Source organism: Nocardia sp. MH4 (assembly GCF_019266065.1).
GTDB lineage: Bacteria > Actinomycetota > Actinomycetes > Mycobacteriales > Mycobacteriaceae > Nocardia > Nocardia canadensis.
Map to the genome: position 1 here is coordinate 26,358 of NZ_LPNR01000118.1, position 13,987 is coordinate 40,344.

The window sequence follows — 13,987 nt, forward strand, 5'->3', positions numbered from 1 at the left end:
CTCGGGCGAGTGTAGGCAGTCTGCCAATTGGGCCCGAACTCGGCTAGCCCTACTGTCGAGTAGGTCGCAGGTCACAGTACTCGGCACGCTGTGATGTGAATACGTTTCAATTGATCCCGGTCGCGTGGCCCGGGTCGGTGCCCCGGCTGATCGGCAGCCGTACCGAGTTGCCCCACTCGATCCAGGAACCGTCGTAATTGCGCACCGACCTGCGGCCGAGCAGGAAGGTCAGGACGAACCAGGTGTGGCTGGAACGCTCGCCGACCCGGCTGTAGACGACCAGATCCTCGGTGGGCAGCGCCCCGTAGACCGTGTCCAGCTCGGCCCTGGACCGGAATCGGCCGTCGGTGGTGCAGGCCTGCGTCCACGGGATGTTCACCGCGGTCGGCACGTGGCCGCCGCGCAGCGTCGCGTACTCCTGGTCGAGCGGCTTGTCCTCGACCTCCCCGGAGTACTCCTGGGCCGAACGCACGTCGACCAGCGGGCTGCCCAGACGGGTCAGCACCTCGTCGCGGAAGGCGCGGGCGGTGGTGTCGTCGCGCTCGACGTGGGGGTAGTCGGTGGGGGTGGGGGAGGGCAGGTCGAAGGTGGTGTCGCGTTCCTCGGAGATCCAGGCGTCGCGGCCGCCGTCGAGCAGGCGCACGTCCTCGTGGCCGAACAGGGTGAAGATCCAGGCGGTGTGCGCGGCCTGGGCGTTGTCGCGGTCGCCGTAGATCACCACGGTGTCCTCGCGCCGGATGCCCTTGGCCCGCATCAGCTCGGTGAACCGGGCGCCGTCGACGTAATCGCGGGTCACCGGGTCGCTCAGGTCACCACGCCAATCGATTTTGACCGCGCCGGGCACATGGCCGATGTCGTAGAGGAGGATGTCATCGTTCGACTCGATGATCTTCAAACCGGGTACGCCGATGTTTGCGGACAGCCATTCTGTGGTTACCAATCGGTGCGGGACTGCGTAGGAACCGAAGGCGGGGTGCGGATCCGGGGCGACGGGCACGGTGTGGTCCTTCACGCGAGAGTATGGGCGGATGCGACAGTGTGATGGGGTCGCAGCCGATGGTATGTCTGTGTTGGCACATCACGAATCGACACAATGGTCGAATAAAGCGCAGAGCCGTCCGATAAAGTCTCTGGAGAGGAGGGGTGAGCTATGTCCGATTCTTGGCCGCGACGGCGACTGCTCGCGATCCTACGTGGCGCCACCGAGCCCCTCGACGCCCAGGAACTGGCCAGGATCACCGGACAGCATGTCACCACGGTCCGATTCCATCTCGATGTGCTCACCCGCGAATCCCTCGTCCGGCAGTTCCAGCAGCCGCCCCGCGGTCGCGGCCGTCCCCGGATCGGCTACCGCGCCGTGCAGCGCTCGGTCGGCTATCAGGAACTCGCCCAGGTCCTCGCCGATCATCTGGGACCCGATCCGGTCACCCGCTCGGCCGCCGCGGTCGCCGCGGGCCGCGCCTGGGGCGCCCGGATGGACATCGGCACCCACCCGGTGGAAACCCTCGCCGACGCCAGGGACATCACCATGTCGCTGATGTCGGAACTCGGCTTCGCGCCGGAGAAGGACCCGGTCGGCGAGACGCCCGAGCACGTCCAGATCAATCTCACCGCCTGCCCGCTGCGGGAACTGGCCCGCTCGCACGCCGAAGTGGTGTGCGGGGTGCACATGGGGCTCATGCGCGAGGTGCTGGAACGCAACGGCGCGCGCGGTCGTGTCGACGTGCAGCTGCACCCGTTCGTCGAGCCGGAGCTGTGTACGGCCCGGCTGGAACTCACCCTGGGCGCGGAGAACTCCGCACCGGTGACGGCCGGACCGGCCGCGAGCGGGGAGAAGCCGGTGATCGCGCCGTCAGGCCCGCGCGTCCCGCCACAGCTGCGTGACACCGACGCCGACGTCTTCGAGCAGCCTGCGCAACAGCGGTAGCCCGATCCCGATGACGCTGGACGGGTCGCCCTCGATCCGGTCCACGAACCAGCCGCCCAGCCCGTCGAGGGTGAACGCGCCCGCGACCTGCAGCGGTTCGCCCGAGGCGATATAGGCGTCGAGCTCGTCGGGGGCCGGCTTCGCGAAATGCACCGTAGTGCTGCTGCACTCCGCCGATTCGGCGACGACCGCGCCGTCGCGCAGCCGCAGCACACAGTGCCCGGTGATCAGATCGGCGCTGCGACCGGCCATTCCGGCCCAGCGGGCACGCGCCACCTCGGGCGTGTGCGGTTTGCCTTGCAGCTGCCCGTCGACGAGCAGCATCGAATCGCAGCCGACGACGACACAGTCGGCGGCGAGTTCGGGAATCGACGCGGCGACGTCGACCGCCTTGGCGCGGGCCAGGGCGACGACGACGTCGTGCGAGGAGGTGTCAGGGGGGAGCGCGGCCGACACCGCGTCCTCGTCCACGCCCGAGACGCGCACGACGGGATCGATGCCCGCCGTGCGCAGGATCCCGAGACGGGCGGGGGACGCGGAGGCCAGAACCAGCCGGGTCACCCGCGTCAGCGCAGGTGCGACAGCAGCGGGTACGCGTACGGCGAAAACGGGGACGTGCCCCGGTGCATCAGCGTCGCCCTGCCCCAGTTGTCGTTCGGGCCGGTCGGGCCGGTGGCGGGGGCGCTCGCGGCGGCCGCGCTCAGCACGGCGACCAGCGCCGCGATGTCCTCATCGGTCGGCGAGCCCTTGACGATGCGGAACATCGGCTCCCCGAGGCTCTCCGCGGGCTCGACGGCAACCGCGCTAGCGGACGGCTCGACCTCGTCGACGAGTGGTTCGACGGCGAGCTCCAGCTCGGCGGCGGTCAACACGTCTTCTTCTGCCACAGTTGTCACAGTGCCAGATCCTTCCTGCCTCGTCCGGGAGATCTGCCCCGGTGGCGAAGCTGTGGTACTCCGATGTCCTACAGCGCGGTTGACGCGATCATTCCCGGTAGGGACGCGACGATCAACAGTTGCGTCATAGCAACAAGTGTGCGCGGCCTACCGGGGATATCGCGCTTTCACAGCGGAATGTTGCCGTGTTTCTTCGGCGGCAGGGTCACCATCTTGCGCTCGAGCAGTCGCAGCGCCGACACGATCTGGCCGCGGGTGTGCGAGGGCGGGATGACCGCGTCGACATAACCGCGCTCGGCCGCGACGTACGGGTTCACGAGGGTGTCCTCGTACTCGTTCTGCAGCTCGAGGCGCAGAGCGTCCACGTCGGCGCCGTTCTTGGCGGCCTCCTGCAGCTGCTTGCGGTAGACGAACCCGACGGCGCCGGAAGCACCCATCACGGCGATCTGCGCGGTCGGCCACGCCAGGTTCACATCGGCGCCCATGTGCTTGGAACCCATGACGTCGTAGGCGCCGCCGTAGGCCTTGCGAGTGATGATCGTGATCTTGCCCACAGTGGCCTCGCCGTAGGCATAGAGCAGCTTCGCGCCGCGGCGGATGATGCCGTTGTATTCCTGGCCGGTGCCGGGCAGGAAGCCGGGAACGTCGACCAGGGTGATGATCGGGATGTTGAAGGCGTCACAGGTGCGCACGAAGCGCGCGGCCTTCTCCGAGGCGTCGATGTCGAGGCAGCCGGCGAACTGGGTCGGCTGGTTGGCGACGATGCCGACGCTGCGGCCGTCGACGCGACCGAAACCGCAGATGATGTTCATCGCGCGCTCGGCCTGGACCTCGAGGAACTCGTCGTCGTCGAGCAGCCGGGTGATGACCTCGTGCATGTCGTACGGCTGGTTCGGCGAGTCCGGGATGATCGTGTCGAGCTCGAGGTCCTCGTCGGTGAGCGATTCCTCGATCGCGCCGTTGATCGGGTCGGTCGGCGCGTGCCGGGGCGCCTCGGCACGGTTGTTGCTCGGCAGGTAGCTGAGCAGGTCCTTGACGTAGTCCAGGGCGTCCTGCTCGCCGGAGGCCACGTAGTGGGCCACGCCGGACTTGGTCATGTGGGTGTGCGCGCCACCCAGGTCCTCCATGGTGACCTCTTCACCGGTGACGGTCTTGATCACGTCGGGACCGGTGACGAACATCTGCGAGGTCTGGTCGACCATCACCACGAAGTCGGTGAGCGCGGGGGAGTACACGTGGCCACCGGCCGCGGCGCCCATGATCAGCGAGATCTGCGGGATCACGCCGGAGGCCTGCACGTTGCGGTGGAAGATCTCGCCGTAGAGGCCCAGGGAGACGACGCCCTCCTGGATGCGCGCGCCGGCGCCCTCGTTGATGCCGACCAGCGGACGGCCGGTCTTGATGGCCAGGTCCATGACCTTGACGATCTTCTCGCCGTAGACCTCGCCGAGCGAGCCACCGAACACGGTGACGTCCTGCGAGAACAGGCACACGTCGCGGCCGTCGATGGTGCCGTAACCGGTCACCACGCCGTCGCCGAGCGGACGGTTGTTCTCCAGGCCGAAATTCACGCTGCGGTGCTTGGCGAGGGCGTCGAGTTCGACGAAGGAGCCCTCGTCGACCAGGGCCAGGATGCGCTCGCGCGCGGTCATCTTGCCCTTGGCGTGCACCTTGTCGACCGCGGCCTCACCCATCGGGTGTTGCGCTTCTTCCAGCCGATTCCGCAGGTCAGCCAGCTTCCCGGCGGTCGTGTGGATATCGGGGGTGCCCGCCGAATCCGATGCGGGCTGCTGCTGGACACTCGTCATGGGTTGCGAGTGTAACCAGTGACACCACGTCGCACTACGGCAGTCTCGCCTACCGGCCAGTACAGAAACCCCAGCTAGGCGCGGCCACAAAGTTGCCCCCATCCGGGCGAGTAGCGTTCCCGGAATGAACAGGGCACCGATCGATGCGCCTCGTCTGCGCAGCTCCCTCGCCACTCCGGCACCGACGTTCTACGACCGGATCGACGTGGTCGAATCGACCGGTTCGACCAATGCCGACCTGGTGGCCAGGGCCGCGGATCCGTCCGCCGACCGGCAGGCGCTGCTGGCCGAGGAGCAGGTGCGGGGCCGCGGCAGGCACGCCCGCGCCTGGGTGAGCCCGCCGCGCGCGCAGATCTCGCTGTCGATCCTGGTCCGCCTGCCCGGGATCGACCCCGGCGCGCTGGGCTGGCTGCCCCTGCTGACCGGGATCGCGGTCGTCGACGCGGTGCGCGGCACGGCCGGGGTCGCGCCGGAACTGAAGTGGCCCAACGACGTCCTGCTCGACGGCCGCAAGCTCTCCGGCATCCTGGCCGAGGTGGCGGCGACCGGCATCGCGCCCGCCGTGGTGGTCGGCATCGGTCTCAATGTCGACCTCGACGAGGCGGAACTGCCGGTCCCGCACGCGACGTCGCTCGCGCTGGCCGGCGCGCGCGACCTGGACCGGACCGCGCTGGTCGCGGCGATTCTCACCGAGTTCGCCCGCCGGTTCACCGCGTGGGAGCGGGCGGGCTGGGCCGTCGAGGAGCTCGCCGCCGCCTATCGCGAGCGCTGCGCCACCCTCGGCATCGAGGTGCGGGCCGAACTGCCGGGCGGCCGGGTCGTCACCGGCGTCGCGACCGGCATCGACGACACCGGCCGGCTGCTGATCGGCGACGAGGCGGTCTCCGCCGGCGACGTGAGCCACCTGCGCGGCCAGTACTGACGCGAGCGGTCCCGGTGCCCCGGGACCGCTCGGCACCGGGTCAGCGCGCCGCGACGGCGTTGCGCTCGGCCACTTCGCGCTCGCGCGCCAGCAGCCGGTCGCGCTGCTCCTCGAAGCGCAGCACGTCCTTTTCCAGCTTGTCGACGAACTGCGCCAGGTCGTCGCGCGCCGCCTCGCCGGCCGCGCCGAAGTCGGTGCGGTCGAAGATGTTCCACTGCTTGAGCACCGGCAGCACCACCTCGTCGAGGTGCTGGCGCAGGTCGTAGATGCCGTGCTTGGCCATCAGCACGCCGTTGCGCCGCCAGTTCGGCATGCCCGCGCCGGGCATCTGGAAGTTGGTGAGCACCTTGGTGATCGCGGGCATCGCCTGGTCGGGGACCAGGTCCAGCGCCGCGCCGCAGAGGTTGCGGTAGAAGATCATGTGCAGGTTCTCGTCGGTGGCGACGCGGGCCAGCATGCGGTCGGCGACCGGATCGTCACAGACGCGGCCGGTATTGCGGTGGCTGACCCGAGTAGCCAGCTCCTGGAACGTCACGTACGCGACGTTGACCAGGAATCCGCCCCAGTTGGCCGGCGCGTGCGCGCCCTGGGTCATGTGGATCATCCTGGCCTCTTCCAGGGCGACCGGGTCGACGCCACGGGTGACGACCAGATAGTCGCGGATCACGATGCCGTGCCGGTTCTCCTCGGCGGTCCAGCGACCGACCCAGGTGCCCCAGGCGCCGTCCTGGGAGAAGTTCTCGGCGATTTCCCGGTGGTAGGACGGGAGATTGTCCTCGGTGAGCAGATTGGTGATCATCGCCGCCTTGGCGACCTCGGAGAGCCTGGATTGTTCCGGCTCCCAATCGATTCCGCCCATCGCGGCGAAATTGCGGCCTTCGTCCCACGGGACGTAGTCGTGCGGATTCCAGTCCTTGGCGATCGAGAGGTGCCGATTGAGATTCTGTTCGGCCACCGGTTCCAGGGCCGTCAGGATTTCGAGCTGAGTCAGAGCTTTGGTCACGCGTGCCTCCACTGTCGGGTGTCGAGCAAGCAGATATGGGCAAAACCTGGCATCTAGCGTGGAAACCACAGTATCGCCTCGGCCGTGGCATCGGGAAATGCACCGTCCCAACGGGGTATCGTTCGGCCATGGGGTACCCGGAGGACGTTCTCGCGCCCGACGAACAGCTGATCCTGCACCGCCATCCGCACTGGAAGATGCTGGTGTGGCCGGTCGTCACACTCATCGCCGGGACCGCCGTGGCGGGCTTCCTCGGCGGCCTCGCCTGGCGCAACACCGAGGGGCACGTGCGCACGGTGCTGCTGCTGCTCATCGGGCTGATCTGGCTCGGGCTCATCCTGTGGCGCTGCGTCGGCAAGGTGATCGCCTGGAAGTCCACCCATTTCATCATCACCGACCGGCGGGTGCTGGTGCGTCAGGGCGTGCTCACCCACACCGGCATCGACATCCCGCTCAGCCGCATCTCCAGCGTGCAGTTCCAGCATGGGGTGTTCGACCGGATGCTGGGCACCGGCACGCTGATCATCGGCTCGTCGTCGGAGGAGCCGCTCGAATACGACGACATCCCGCAGGTCCAGCAGGTGCACGCGCTGCTCTACCACGAGGTGTTCGAGGCGGGCAGCGCTCGCCGGGACCAGACCTGGGGCGGTTATCGGTGAGCTCCCGGCCCACCCCGACCGGTATCCGTAATCTGAGCACATGACCGCCGTACTGCTCGCCGAAGACGACGAGGCGATCGCCGCGCCGCTGTCGCGCGCTCTCGGCCGCGAGGGCTACACCGTCACCGTCGAACGGTTCGGTCCCGCGGTGCTGCGCCGCGCGCTCGAGGGCGACCACGATCTGCTGATCCTCGATCTCGGCCTGCCCGGCATGGACGGGCTGGAGGTGTGCAGGCAGGTCAGGGCCAGCGGCGCCGATCTGGCGGTGCTGATGCTCACCGCCCGCACCGACGAGGTCGACTTCGTCGTCGGGCTGGACGCGGGCGCCGACGACTACGTCGGCAAGCCGTTCCGGCTGGCCGAGCTGCTGGCCCGGGTGCGCGCGCTGCTGCGGCGCAGCGGCATCGGCGACGACGCGGTGGAGGTCGGCGGGATCCGGCTCGAACCGGCCGCGCGCCGGGTGCTGGTCAACGGCGCCGAGGTGAACCTGGCCAACAAGGAGTACGAACTGCTCAAGGTGCTCATCGACCGGGCCGGTCAGGTGGTGCCGCGCGAGACCATCCTGCGCGAGGTCTGGGGCGACGCGGACCTGCGCGGTTCCAAGACCCTGGACATGCACATGTCCTGGTTGCGCCGCAAGATCGGCGACGAGGGGCCGATGGCGGAGCGGCGCATCGTCACGGTGCGCGGGGTCGGTTTCCGGCTCAACACCGACGGGCCGTCGAGCCAGGGCCGAGGCTGATCAGGGCAGTGCGCCGCCGCATCCTGCGCTCGATCCTGACCGTGCTGACCATCACCACGGTGGTGCTCGGCGTACCGCTGATCTACACCGCGTGGCTGTGGGTCGAGGACATCACCCGCAACGATCTGCAGAGCCGCCTGGAACGCGTCGCCGCCGAGGTGATCGCCCAGGAGCGCGGCGACGGCACCGTGCACGACGGTCTGGATGTGCGCGCGATGCGGGCGCTGGTGCCCGAGGGCGGCAAGCTGACGATCGTCTATCCGGCGCCGCACGACAACGCCGCGCGCACCGACATCGGCGTCGACCACGTCGACGATCCCCTCGTCGAATCGCTGTCCATGGGCACCTCCGGTTCGCTGCGGCTCGAGGTGCCCGCCGGGCCCATGCACGCCCGGCAGGAGCAGGCGGTGGCCGCGGTCGCGCTGGCCGTGCTCGCCTCGCTCGGTGCCGCGTTCTCCGTCGCGGTGGTGACCGCGCGCCGGGTCGCCGACCCGCTGCGGGACGTGGCCGCCCGCGCCGCCCGCCTGGCCATGGGCGACTTCCGGCCCGACCCGCGCAGGCACGGCATCGCCGAACTGGACCGCGTCTCCGACGTGCTCGATTCGGCGACGGTCGAGATCGCGGGCAGGCTGCAACGCGAACACGCGCTGGTCGCCGACGTCTCCCATCAGCTGCGCAGCCGGCTGACCGCCGTGCGCCTGCGCCTGGACGAGCTGTCCACCCACGCCGACCCCGAGGTGGTGCACGAGGCCGAGGAGGCGATGGCGCAGGTCGACCGGCTCACCGACGCCATCGACGACCTGGTGCGGGCCTCGCGCGACGAGGACGCCGCCGACCGCGATCCGGTCCCGGTGATGGCCGAGCTGCGCGGTGTCATGGCCGAATGGGCGCACCCGTTCACCGAGGAGGGGCGCGAACTGCGGCTGATCGGTGACGAGTCGCTGCGTGCCCCGATCACCGGTTCCCGGCTGCGCGAGGCCGTCGCGGTGCTGGTCGACAACGCCCTGATGCACGGCGGCGGCACCTGCACGGTGTCGGTGCGCACGGTGCCGACGATGAGTTCGCGCGATCCGCTGATCTGTGTGGAGGTGGCCGACGAGGGCGAGGGCGTGCGCGACGAGCTCGCGCCGCACATCTTCGATCGGGGTTTCTCGGCCGGTGGTTCGACCGGTGTCGGCCTGGCCCTGGCGCGTGCGCTGGTGGAGGCCGACGGTGGCAGGCTGGAGCTGCAGCGTCGCCGTCCCGCGCTGTTCGCGGTGTTCCTCGGCTCGAAGGTCAACCGGTCGCCGAACGCGACCCTCACCGAGCCGCGCTGACTCAGCTCCGGCCGAGCGGTTCCTGTTCCTCTTCGATGAGTTCCTCGAGCTCGGCGACGATCTCGTTCATCTCGTCCGGGAACACCCAGCGGCGCATCGCCCAGAACCGGAACGCCATCTGCAGCAGGTTGCCGATGATGAACGCGCTGACGAAGTCGGCGATGTTCTCGACCAGGAAGCTCACATCGGGCTGGCGCAGATCGAGGACGTAGCTCGAGATCCACAGTGGAATGTTGCTCAGGATGACGCCGATGCCGCTGACACCGAAGAACAGCAACGCCTCGTGATGTTTCTCTCGGCCGCCGCGATTCTTGAACGACCATTCCCGGTTGAGAATGTAGGACGCGATCACCGCGACGACCCCGGAAATGATCTTGGCGGTGACCGGTTTGTCGGCCAGCACCGTCCATTTCAGGAGGTAGAACAGGCCGCTGTCGATCACGAACGTCGTGGCACCGACGATGGCGAACTTGATCAGCTCTTTATGCCGGAACGCTAGCTCGCGCAGGCGCGGGGGAAGGACGCTGACCACGTCGTCGACGATTGACACGAGTTCCGAGTGTACCGGTAGCAAAGATTCGCATTCGACATGACAACATTGCACGACGTGAGTGCACGTTCGTTCGATCCGTCTGCCATGCCCACCGTCACGATGGTCGGTGGTGGCCAGCTCGCGCGCATGACGCACCAGGCCGCGGTCGCCCTCGGCCAGCGTCTGCGGGTGCTCGCGGAGCGCCCCGAGGACCCCGCCGCGCAGGTGACCCCCGATGTCGTCCTCGGCAGCCACGACGATCTGTCCGCCCTGCGCAAGGCCGCGGTCGGGTCGCACGCGCTGACCTTCGATCACGAGCACGTGCCGACGGCACACCTCGAGATCCTGGTCGCCGAGGGCGTCAATGTGGCCCCGCCGCCGCAGGCGCTGATCTTCGCGCAGGACAAGCTCGCCATGCGGACCAAGCTGTCCGCGCTCGGCCTGCCGGTGCCCGCGTTCGTGGAGGTCACCGCGCCCGCCGACGCGATCGCCTTCGGTGACGAGCACGGCTGGCCCTTCGTCCTCAAGGCCGTGCGCGGCGGCTACGACGGCCGCGGCGTGTGGATGCCCGCCGACGCCGCCGAGGCCGAGCGGCTGGTCACCGACCAGCTCGCGCACGGCGTGCAGCTGCTCGCCGAGGCGAAGGTCGACCTCAAGCGCGAGCTGTCGGCGATGGTCGCGCGTTCGCCGTTCGGTCAGGCGGCGACCTGGCCGGTGGTGGAGACCGTGCAGCGCAACGGGCAGTGCGCGGTGGTCATCGCGCCCGCGCCGGAGCTGGCCGAGGAGACGGCCGCCAGGGCCGAGACGATGGCGCTGGAGCTGGCCGCCGGGCTGGGTGTGGTCGGGGTGATGGCGGTCGAGCTGTTCGAGACCCACGACGGCGAGATCCTGGTCAACGAGCTCGCCATGCGCCCGCACAACTCCGGTCACTGGGGCATGGACGGCGCCTGCACCGGCCAGTTCGAGCAGCATTTGCGCGCGGTGCTGGACTACCCGCTCGGCGACACCACCCCGCTCGCCCCGGTGACGGTGATGGCCAACATCCTCGGCGCCCCCGCGGCGCCCGAGATGTCGATGGACGAGCGCCTGCACCACCTGTTCGCCCGTCTGCCCGAGGCCAAGGTCCACCTCTACGGCAAGGGCGAACGCCCCGACCGCAAGATCGGCCACGTCAACATTCTCGGCGAGAATGTCGACGAGGTCCGCGAGAAAGCCGAACGCGCCGCCCACTGGATGTCGCACGCGGTCTGGACCGACGGCTGGGACCCCCACGCCGAATCCTGAAACACTCCACGGCATCCGCGACCACACGCCGAACCCGAACCACCCCAACGGCATTCGTGATCCCTACGTTCTCGGCCGCCTCGCCTCCGAGGGGCGAGACGTAACGCCGAAGGCGAAGTATCGCCCCTCGGAGGCGAGGTCACGAGGCCGAAAACCGCGGCGCCAGCCGCCGACAACACAGGAGCGCACGTGAGCAACATCGGTCCCCAGGTCGGCCTGATCATGGGCAGCGATTCCGACTGGCCGACGATGGAGGCCGCCGCCGAGGCGCTGGCCGAGTTCGGCATCCGTTTCGAGGTCGGCGTGGTCTCCGCGCACCGCACCCCGCAGCGCATGCTCGACTACGCGCGCGACGCCGCGGGCCGTGGTCTGCAGGTGATCATCGCCGGCGCGGGCGGGGCCGCCCACCTGCCGGGCATGGTCGCCTCGGCCACCGCGCTGCCGGTGATCGGCGTGCCGGTCCCGTTGAAGTACCTCGACGGCATGGACTCGCTGCTGTCGATCGTCCAGATGCCCGCGGGTGTCCCGGTCGCCACCGTCTCCATCGGCGGCGCCCGCAACGCCGGCCTGCTGGCCGTACGCATCCTGGCCGCCCACGACCCCGCCCTGCGCACCCGCATGGAGCAGTTCCAGGCCGGCCTCGAGCAGATGGTCCTGGACAAGGACGAGGCCCTGCGCACCAAGCTCCTGGGCTAGATCCCGGTCGGGACCCGTCGTGGCCGGTGACTACGGTGGTCGGGTGGCACACGACGATGCGGCGCAGTTCCGGCTCACGGTGGTGGATCAGGCGTTGCGGTTGTTCGCCGAGCGGGGGTACGAGGCGACGACGGTGGACGAGATCGCGGTGGCGGCGGGGATCTCGCGGCGGACCTTCTTCCGGCAGTTCCGGTCCAAGGAGGACGTGATCTTCGCCGATCACGAGTTCCAGCTGGCCCTGGCCGAGGACTCGTTGCGGCGGGCCACGGGTGATCCGTGGGATGCGGTGTGTGAGGCCGTGATCGGGGTGTTCGAGCGGTTCACCCAGTGGCGTGACATCGCCGCGCGCCGGTATCAGGTGGTGCGGCGGGTGCCCGCGCTGCGCGAGCGCGAGATCGTGACGGTGTTCCGGTACGAGCGCCTGTTCACCGATTTCCTGCGCGAGCAACTGCCCGACGAGCCGGACCTGGTCCGGGTCCAGTTCACCGCCGCGGTGACCGCGACGCACAACTATCTGCTGCGCCGGATGGTGCGCGGCGAGTCCGCGGCCGCCGTCGCCGATCTGCGCACCGAACTGGCCCTGATCCCGCGCGGCAGGCCGGCGCCGACCCCGCGCGAGGAGCTGGTCCTCGCGGTCTTCCCCCGGGACATGCCGCCGCGCAAGGTCGCCGACCTGATCACCGCCCAGCTCGGTAACCTGTGAGCGCCGCTTCGGCGGCGCGAAGGATCGGTGACACTGAGTGCCACTGGCATATCCCCATGTAGGGGTAGAGTGCCGGGCGTATAATCGAGCCGAATTGGCACTGGGTGCCGATGTAGGACGCGCTGTTGACCGCAGCGATCACCACCACGACCAGGAGAGTGCCCGATGGCGGGAAACCCGGATTTCAACCTGTTCCAGCTCGAGGACTTCCACGATGAGCTCCGTGGCGCCATCCGTGGCCTCGCCGAGAGGGAGATCGCTCCGTACGCCAAGGACGTCGACGGCAACGCCCGCTTCCCCGAGGAGGCGCTGACCGCCCTCAACGCCGCCGGCTTCAATGCCGTGCACGTGCCCGAGGCCTACGGCGGCCAGGGCGCCGACTCGGTCGCCACCTGTATCGTGATCGAGGAAGTCGCCCGCGTCTGCGGCTCGTCCTCGCTGATCCCCGCCGTCAACAAGCTCGGCACCATGGGCCTGATCCTCAACGGCTCCGAGGAGCTGAAGCAGAAGGTCCTCGGCGACCTGGTGAACGGCAAGATGGCCTCCTACGCGCTGTCCGAGCGTGAGGCAGGCTCCGACGCCGCCTCCATGCGCACCCGCGCCAAGGCCGACGGCGACGACTGGATCATCAACGGCTCCAAGTGCTGGATCACCAACGGTGGCAAGTCCGAGTGGTACACCGTGATGGCCGTGACCGACGCCGAGAAGGGCGCCAACGGCATCTCCTCGTTCATGGTCCACAAGGACGACGAGGGCTTCGTCGTCGGCCCGCTCGAGCACAAGCTGGGCATCAAGGGCTCGCCCACCGCCGAGCTGTACTTCGAGAACTGCCGCGTCCCCGGCGACCGCATCGTCGGCGAGCCCGGCACCGGCTTCAAGACCGCGCTGCAGACCCTCGACCACACCCGCCCGACCATCGGCGCGCAGGCCGTCGGCCTGGCCCAGGGCGCCCTGGACGCCGCGATCGCCTACACCAAGGATCGCAAGCAGTTCGGCAAGGCCATCGCCGACTTCCAGAACACCCAGTTCATGCTGGCCGACATGGCGATGAAGGTCGAGGCGGCCCGCCTCATGGTCTACACCTCCGCGGCCCGCGCCGAGCGTGGCGAGAAGAACCTCGGCTTCATCTCCGCCGCCGCCAAGTGCTTCGCCTCCGACGTGGCCATGGAGGTCACCACCAACGCCGTCCAGCTCTTCGGCGGCGCCGGCTACACCACCGACTTCCCGGTCGAGCGCATGATGCGCGACGCCAAGATCACCCAGATCTACGAGGGCACCAACCAGATCCAGCGTCTGGTGATGTCGCGCCAGATCCTGCGCTGATCGCGGCGCGACAAGCGCGAATCCGTGGCCCCCGGCGAACTCGCCGGGGGCCACGGCTGTTTCGCGGGCGATCCCGCGGCGTTATCTCGATAGTCGCCGCGTAGGGGGCGATTGATGATCGAATTGTGGCTGTTTATTAACAGGAGAAGCGACCGAGAAATTTTCTCGACACCAGA

At 69.0% G+C, this 13,987-nt stretch carries 15 protein-coding genes; 9 read left to right on the forward strand and 6 right to left on the reverse strand.

The window, feature by feature from the left end:
* Positions 1 to 106 precede the first annotated feature (106 nt).
* A complete protein-coding gene (locus ATM97_RS26505) occupies positions 107 to 997 on the reverse strand; it encodes a sulfurtransferase (protein WP_218720914.1) in 891 nt (296 codons plus the stop codon).
* 153 nt (positions 998 to 1,150) lie between these two features.
* Here ATM97_RS26505 and ATM97_RS26510 point away from each other — a divergent pair, with 153 nt between their 5' ends.
* Positions 1,151 to 1,927, forward strand: coding sequence for a metalloregulator ArsR/SmtB family transcription factor (locus ATM97_RS26510; RefSeq protein ID WP_218720915.1), 777 nt, complete (start codon positions 1,151 to 1,153; stop codon positions 1,925 to 1,927).
* On the opposite strand, the gene ATM97_RS26515 is transcribed toward ATM97_RS26510, so the two are convergent.
* From ATM97_RS26515 to ATM97_RS26525, 3 genes are all read right to left on the reverse strand, one after another.
* Positions 1,853 to 2,488, reverse strand: coding sequence for a nucleoside triphosphate pyrophosphatase (locus ATM97_RS26515; RefSeq protein WP_218720916.1), 636 nt, complete (start codon positions 2,486 to 2,488; stop codon positions 1,853 to 1,855). The two genes, ATM97_RS26510 and ATM97_RS26515, sit on opposite strands and share 75 nt — an antisense overlap.
* A 5-nt stretch (positions 2,489 to 2,493) precedes the next feature.
* Positions 2,494 to 2,823, reverse strand: a complete 330-nt coding sequence (locus ATM97_RS26520) for an acyl-CoA carboxylase subunit epsilon (protein ID WP_218720917.1) — start codon at positions 2,821 to 2,823, stop codon at positions 2,494 to 2,496.
* Positions 2,824 to 2,990: 167 nt separating this feature from the next.
* On the reverse strand, positions 2,991 to 4,631 hold the full coding sequence (locus tag ATM97_RS26525) for an acyl-CoA carboxylase subunit beta (protein ID WP_218720918.1): 1,641 nt from the start codon (positions 4,629 to 4,631) through the stop codon (positions 2,991 to 2,993).
* A 124-nt stretch (positions 4,632 to 4,755) separates the two neighbouring features.
* Here ATM97_RS26525 and ATM97_RS26530 point away from each other — a divergent pair, with 124 nt between their 5' ends.
* Entirely contained in the window at positions 4,756 to 5,553 is a 798-nt protein-coding gene (locus ATM97_RS26530) for a biotin--[acetyl-CoA-carboxylase] ligase (RefSeq protein WP_218720919.1), read from the forward strand.
* Positions 5,554 to 5,593: 40 nt separating this feature from the next.
* On the opposite strand, the gene ATM97_RS26535 is transcribed toward ATM97_RS26530, so the two are convergent.
* Positions 5,594 to 6,556, reverse strand: a complete 963-nt coding sequence (locus ATM97_RS26535; protein WP_218720920.1) for an acyl-ACP desaturase — start codon at positions 6,554 to 6,556, stop codon at positions 5,594 to 5,596.
* 128 nt (positions 6,557 to 6,684) lie between these two features.
* Here ATM97_RS26535 and ATM97_RS26540 point away from each other — a divergent pair, with 128 nt between their 5' ends.
* The 3 genes from ATM97_RS26540 to ATM97_RS26550 are packed head-to-tail and all read left to right on the forward strand — an operon-like array spanning position 6,685 to position 9,273.
* On the forward strand, positions 6,685 to 7,215 hold the full coding sequence (locus ATM97_RS26540; protein ID WP_218720921.1) for a PH domain-containing protein: 531 nt from the start codon (positions 6,685 to 6,687) through the stop codon (positions 7,213 to 7,215).
* 40 nt (positions 7,216 to 7,255) lie between these two features.
* Positions 7,256 to 7,957, forward strand: coding sequence for a response regulator transcription factor (locus tag ATM97_RS26545; RefSeq protein WP_218720922.1), 702 nt, complete (start codon positions 7,256 to 7,258; stop codon positions 7,955 to 7,957).
* An 8-nt stretch (positions 7,958 to 7,965) separates the two neighbouring features.
* Positions 7,966 to 9,273, forward strand: a complete 1,308-nt coding sequence (locus tag ATM97_RS26550) for a HAMP domain-containing sensor histidine kinase (protein WP_218720923.1) — start codon at positions 7,966 to 7,968, stop codon at positions 9,271 to 9,273.
* 1 nt (position 9,274) lies between these two features.
* On the opposite strand, the gene ATM97_RS26555 is transcribed toward ATM97_RS26550, so the two are convergent.
* Complete coding sequence (locus ATM97_RS26555; RefSeq protein WP_218720924.1) at positions 9,275 to 9,823, reverse strand: GtrA family protein; 549 nt, start codon at positions 9,821 to 9,823, stop codon at positions 9,275 to 9,277.
* 39 nt (positions 9,824 to 9,862) lie between these two features.
* On the opposite strand from ATM97_RS26555, the gene ATM97_RS26560 reads away from it, so the two are divergent.
* The 4 genes from ATM97_RS26560 to ATM97_RS26575 all read left to right on the forward strand — a co-directional run bounded on the left by ATM97_RS26560 (position 9,863) and on the right by ATM97_RS26575 (position 13,811).
* On the forward strand, positions 9,863 to 11,089 hold the full coding sequence (locus ATM97_RS26560) for a 5-(carboxyamino)imidazole ribonucleotide synthase (RefSeq protein WP_218720925.1): 1,227 nt from the start codon (positions 9,863 to 9,865) through the stop codon (positions 11,087 to 11,089).
* Positions 11,090 to 11,278: 189 nt separating this feature from the next.
* Positions 11,279 to 11,785, forward strand: coding sequence for a 5-(carboxyamino)imidazole ribonucleotide mutase (purE, locus tag ATM97_RS26565; RefSeq protein ID WP_308248629.1), 507 nt, complete (start codon positions 11,279 to 11,281; stop codon positions 11,783 to 11,785).
* A gap of 43 nt (positions 11,786 to 11,828) precedes the next feature.
* Entirely contained in the window at positions 11,829 to 12,488 is a 660-nt protein-coding gene (locus ATM97_RS26570; RefSeq protein ID WP_218720926.1) for a TetR family transcriptional regulator, read from the forward strand.
* Between the two features lie 165 nt (positions 12,489 to 12,653).
* On the forward strand, positions 12,654 to 13,811 hold the full coding sequence (locus ATM97_RS26575) for an acyl-CoA dehydrogenase (RefSeq protein ID WP_218720927.1): 1,158 nt from the start codon (positions 12,654 to 12,656) through the stop codon (positions 13,809 to 13,811).
* Positions 13,812 to 13,987 lie beyond the last annotated feature (176 nt).

Coding starts and splice junctions, on each gene's coding strand:
- ATM97_RS26510 (WP_218720915.1), top strand. CDS start 1,151: ATGTCCGATTCTTGGCCGCGACGGCGACTGCTCGCGATCCTACGTGGC.
- ATM97_RS26525 (WP_218720918.1), bottom strand. CDS start 4,631: ATGACGAGTGTCCAGCAGCAGCCCGCATCGGATTCGGCGGGCACCCCC.
- ATM97_RS26530 (WP_218720919.1), top strand. CDS start 4,756: ATGAACAGGGCACCGATCGATGCGCCTCGTCTGCGCAGCTCCCTCGCC.
- ATM97_RS26540 (WP_218720921.1), top strand. CDS start 6,685: ATGGGGTACCCGGAGGACGTTCTCGCGCCCGACGAACAGCTGATCCTG.
- ATM97_RS26545 (WP_218720922.1), top strand. CDS start 7,256: ATGACCGCCGTACTGCTCGCCGAAGACGACGAGGCGATCGCCGCGCCG.
- ATM97_RS26560 (WP_218720925.1), top strand. CDS start 9,863: ATGACAACATTGCACGACGTGAGTGCACGTTCGTTCGATCCGTCTGCC.
- ATM97_RS26575 (WP_218720927.1), top strand. CDS start 12,654: ATGGCGGGAAACCCGGATTTCAACCTGTTCCAGCTCGAGGACTTCCAC.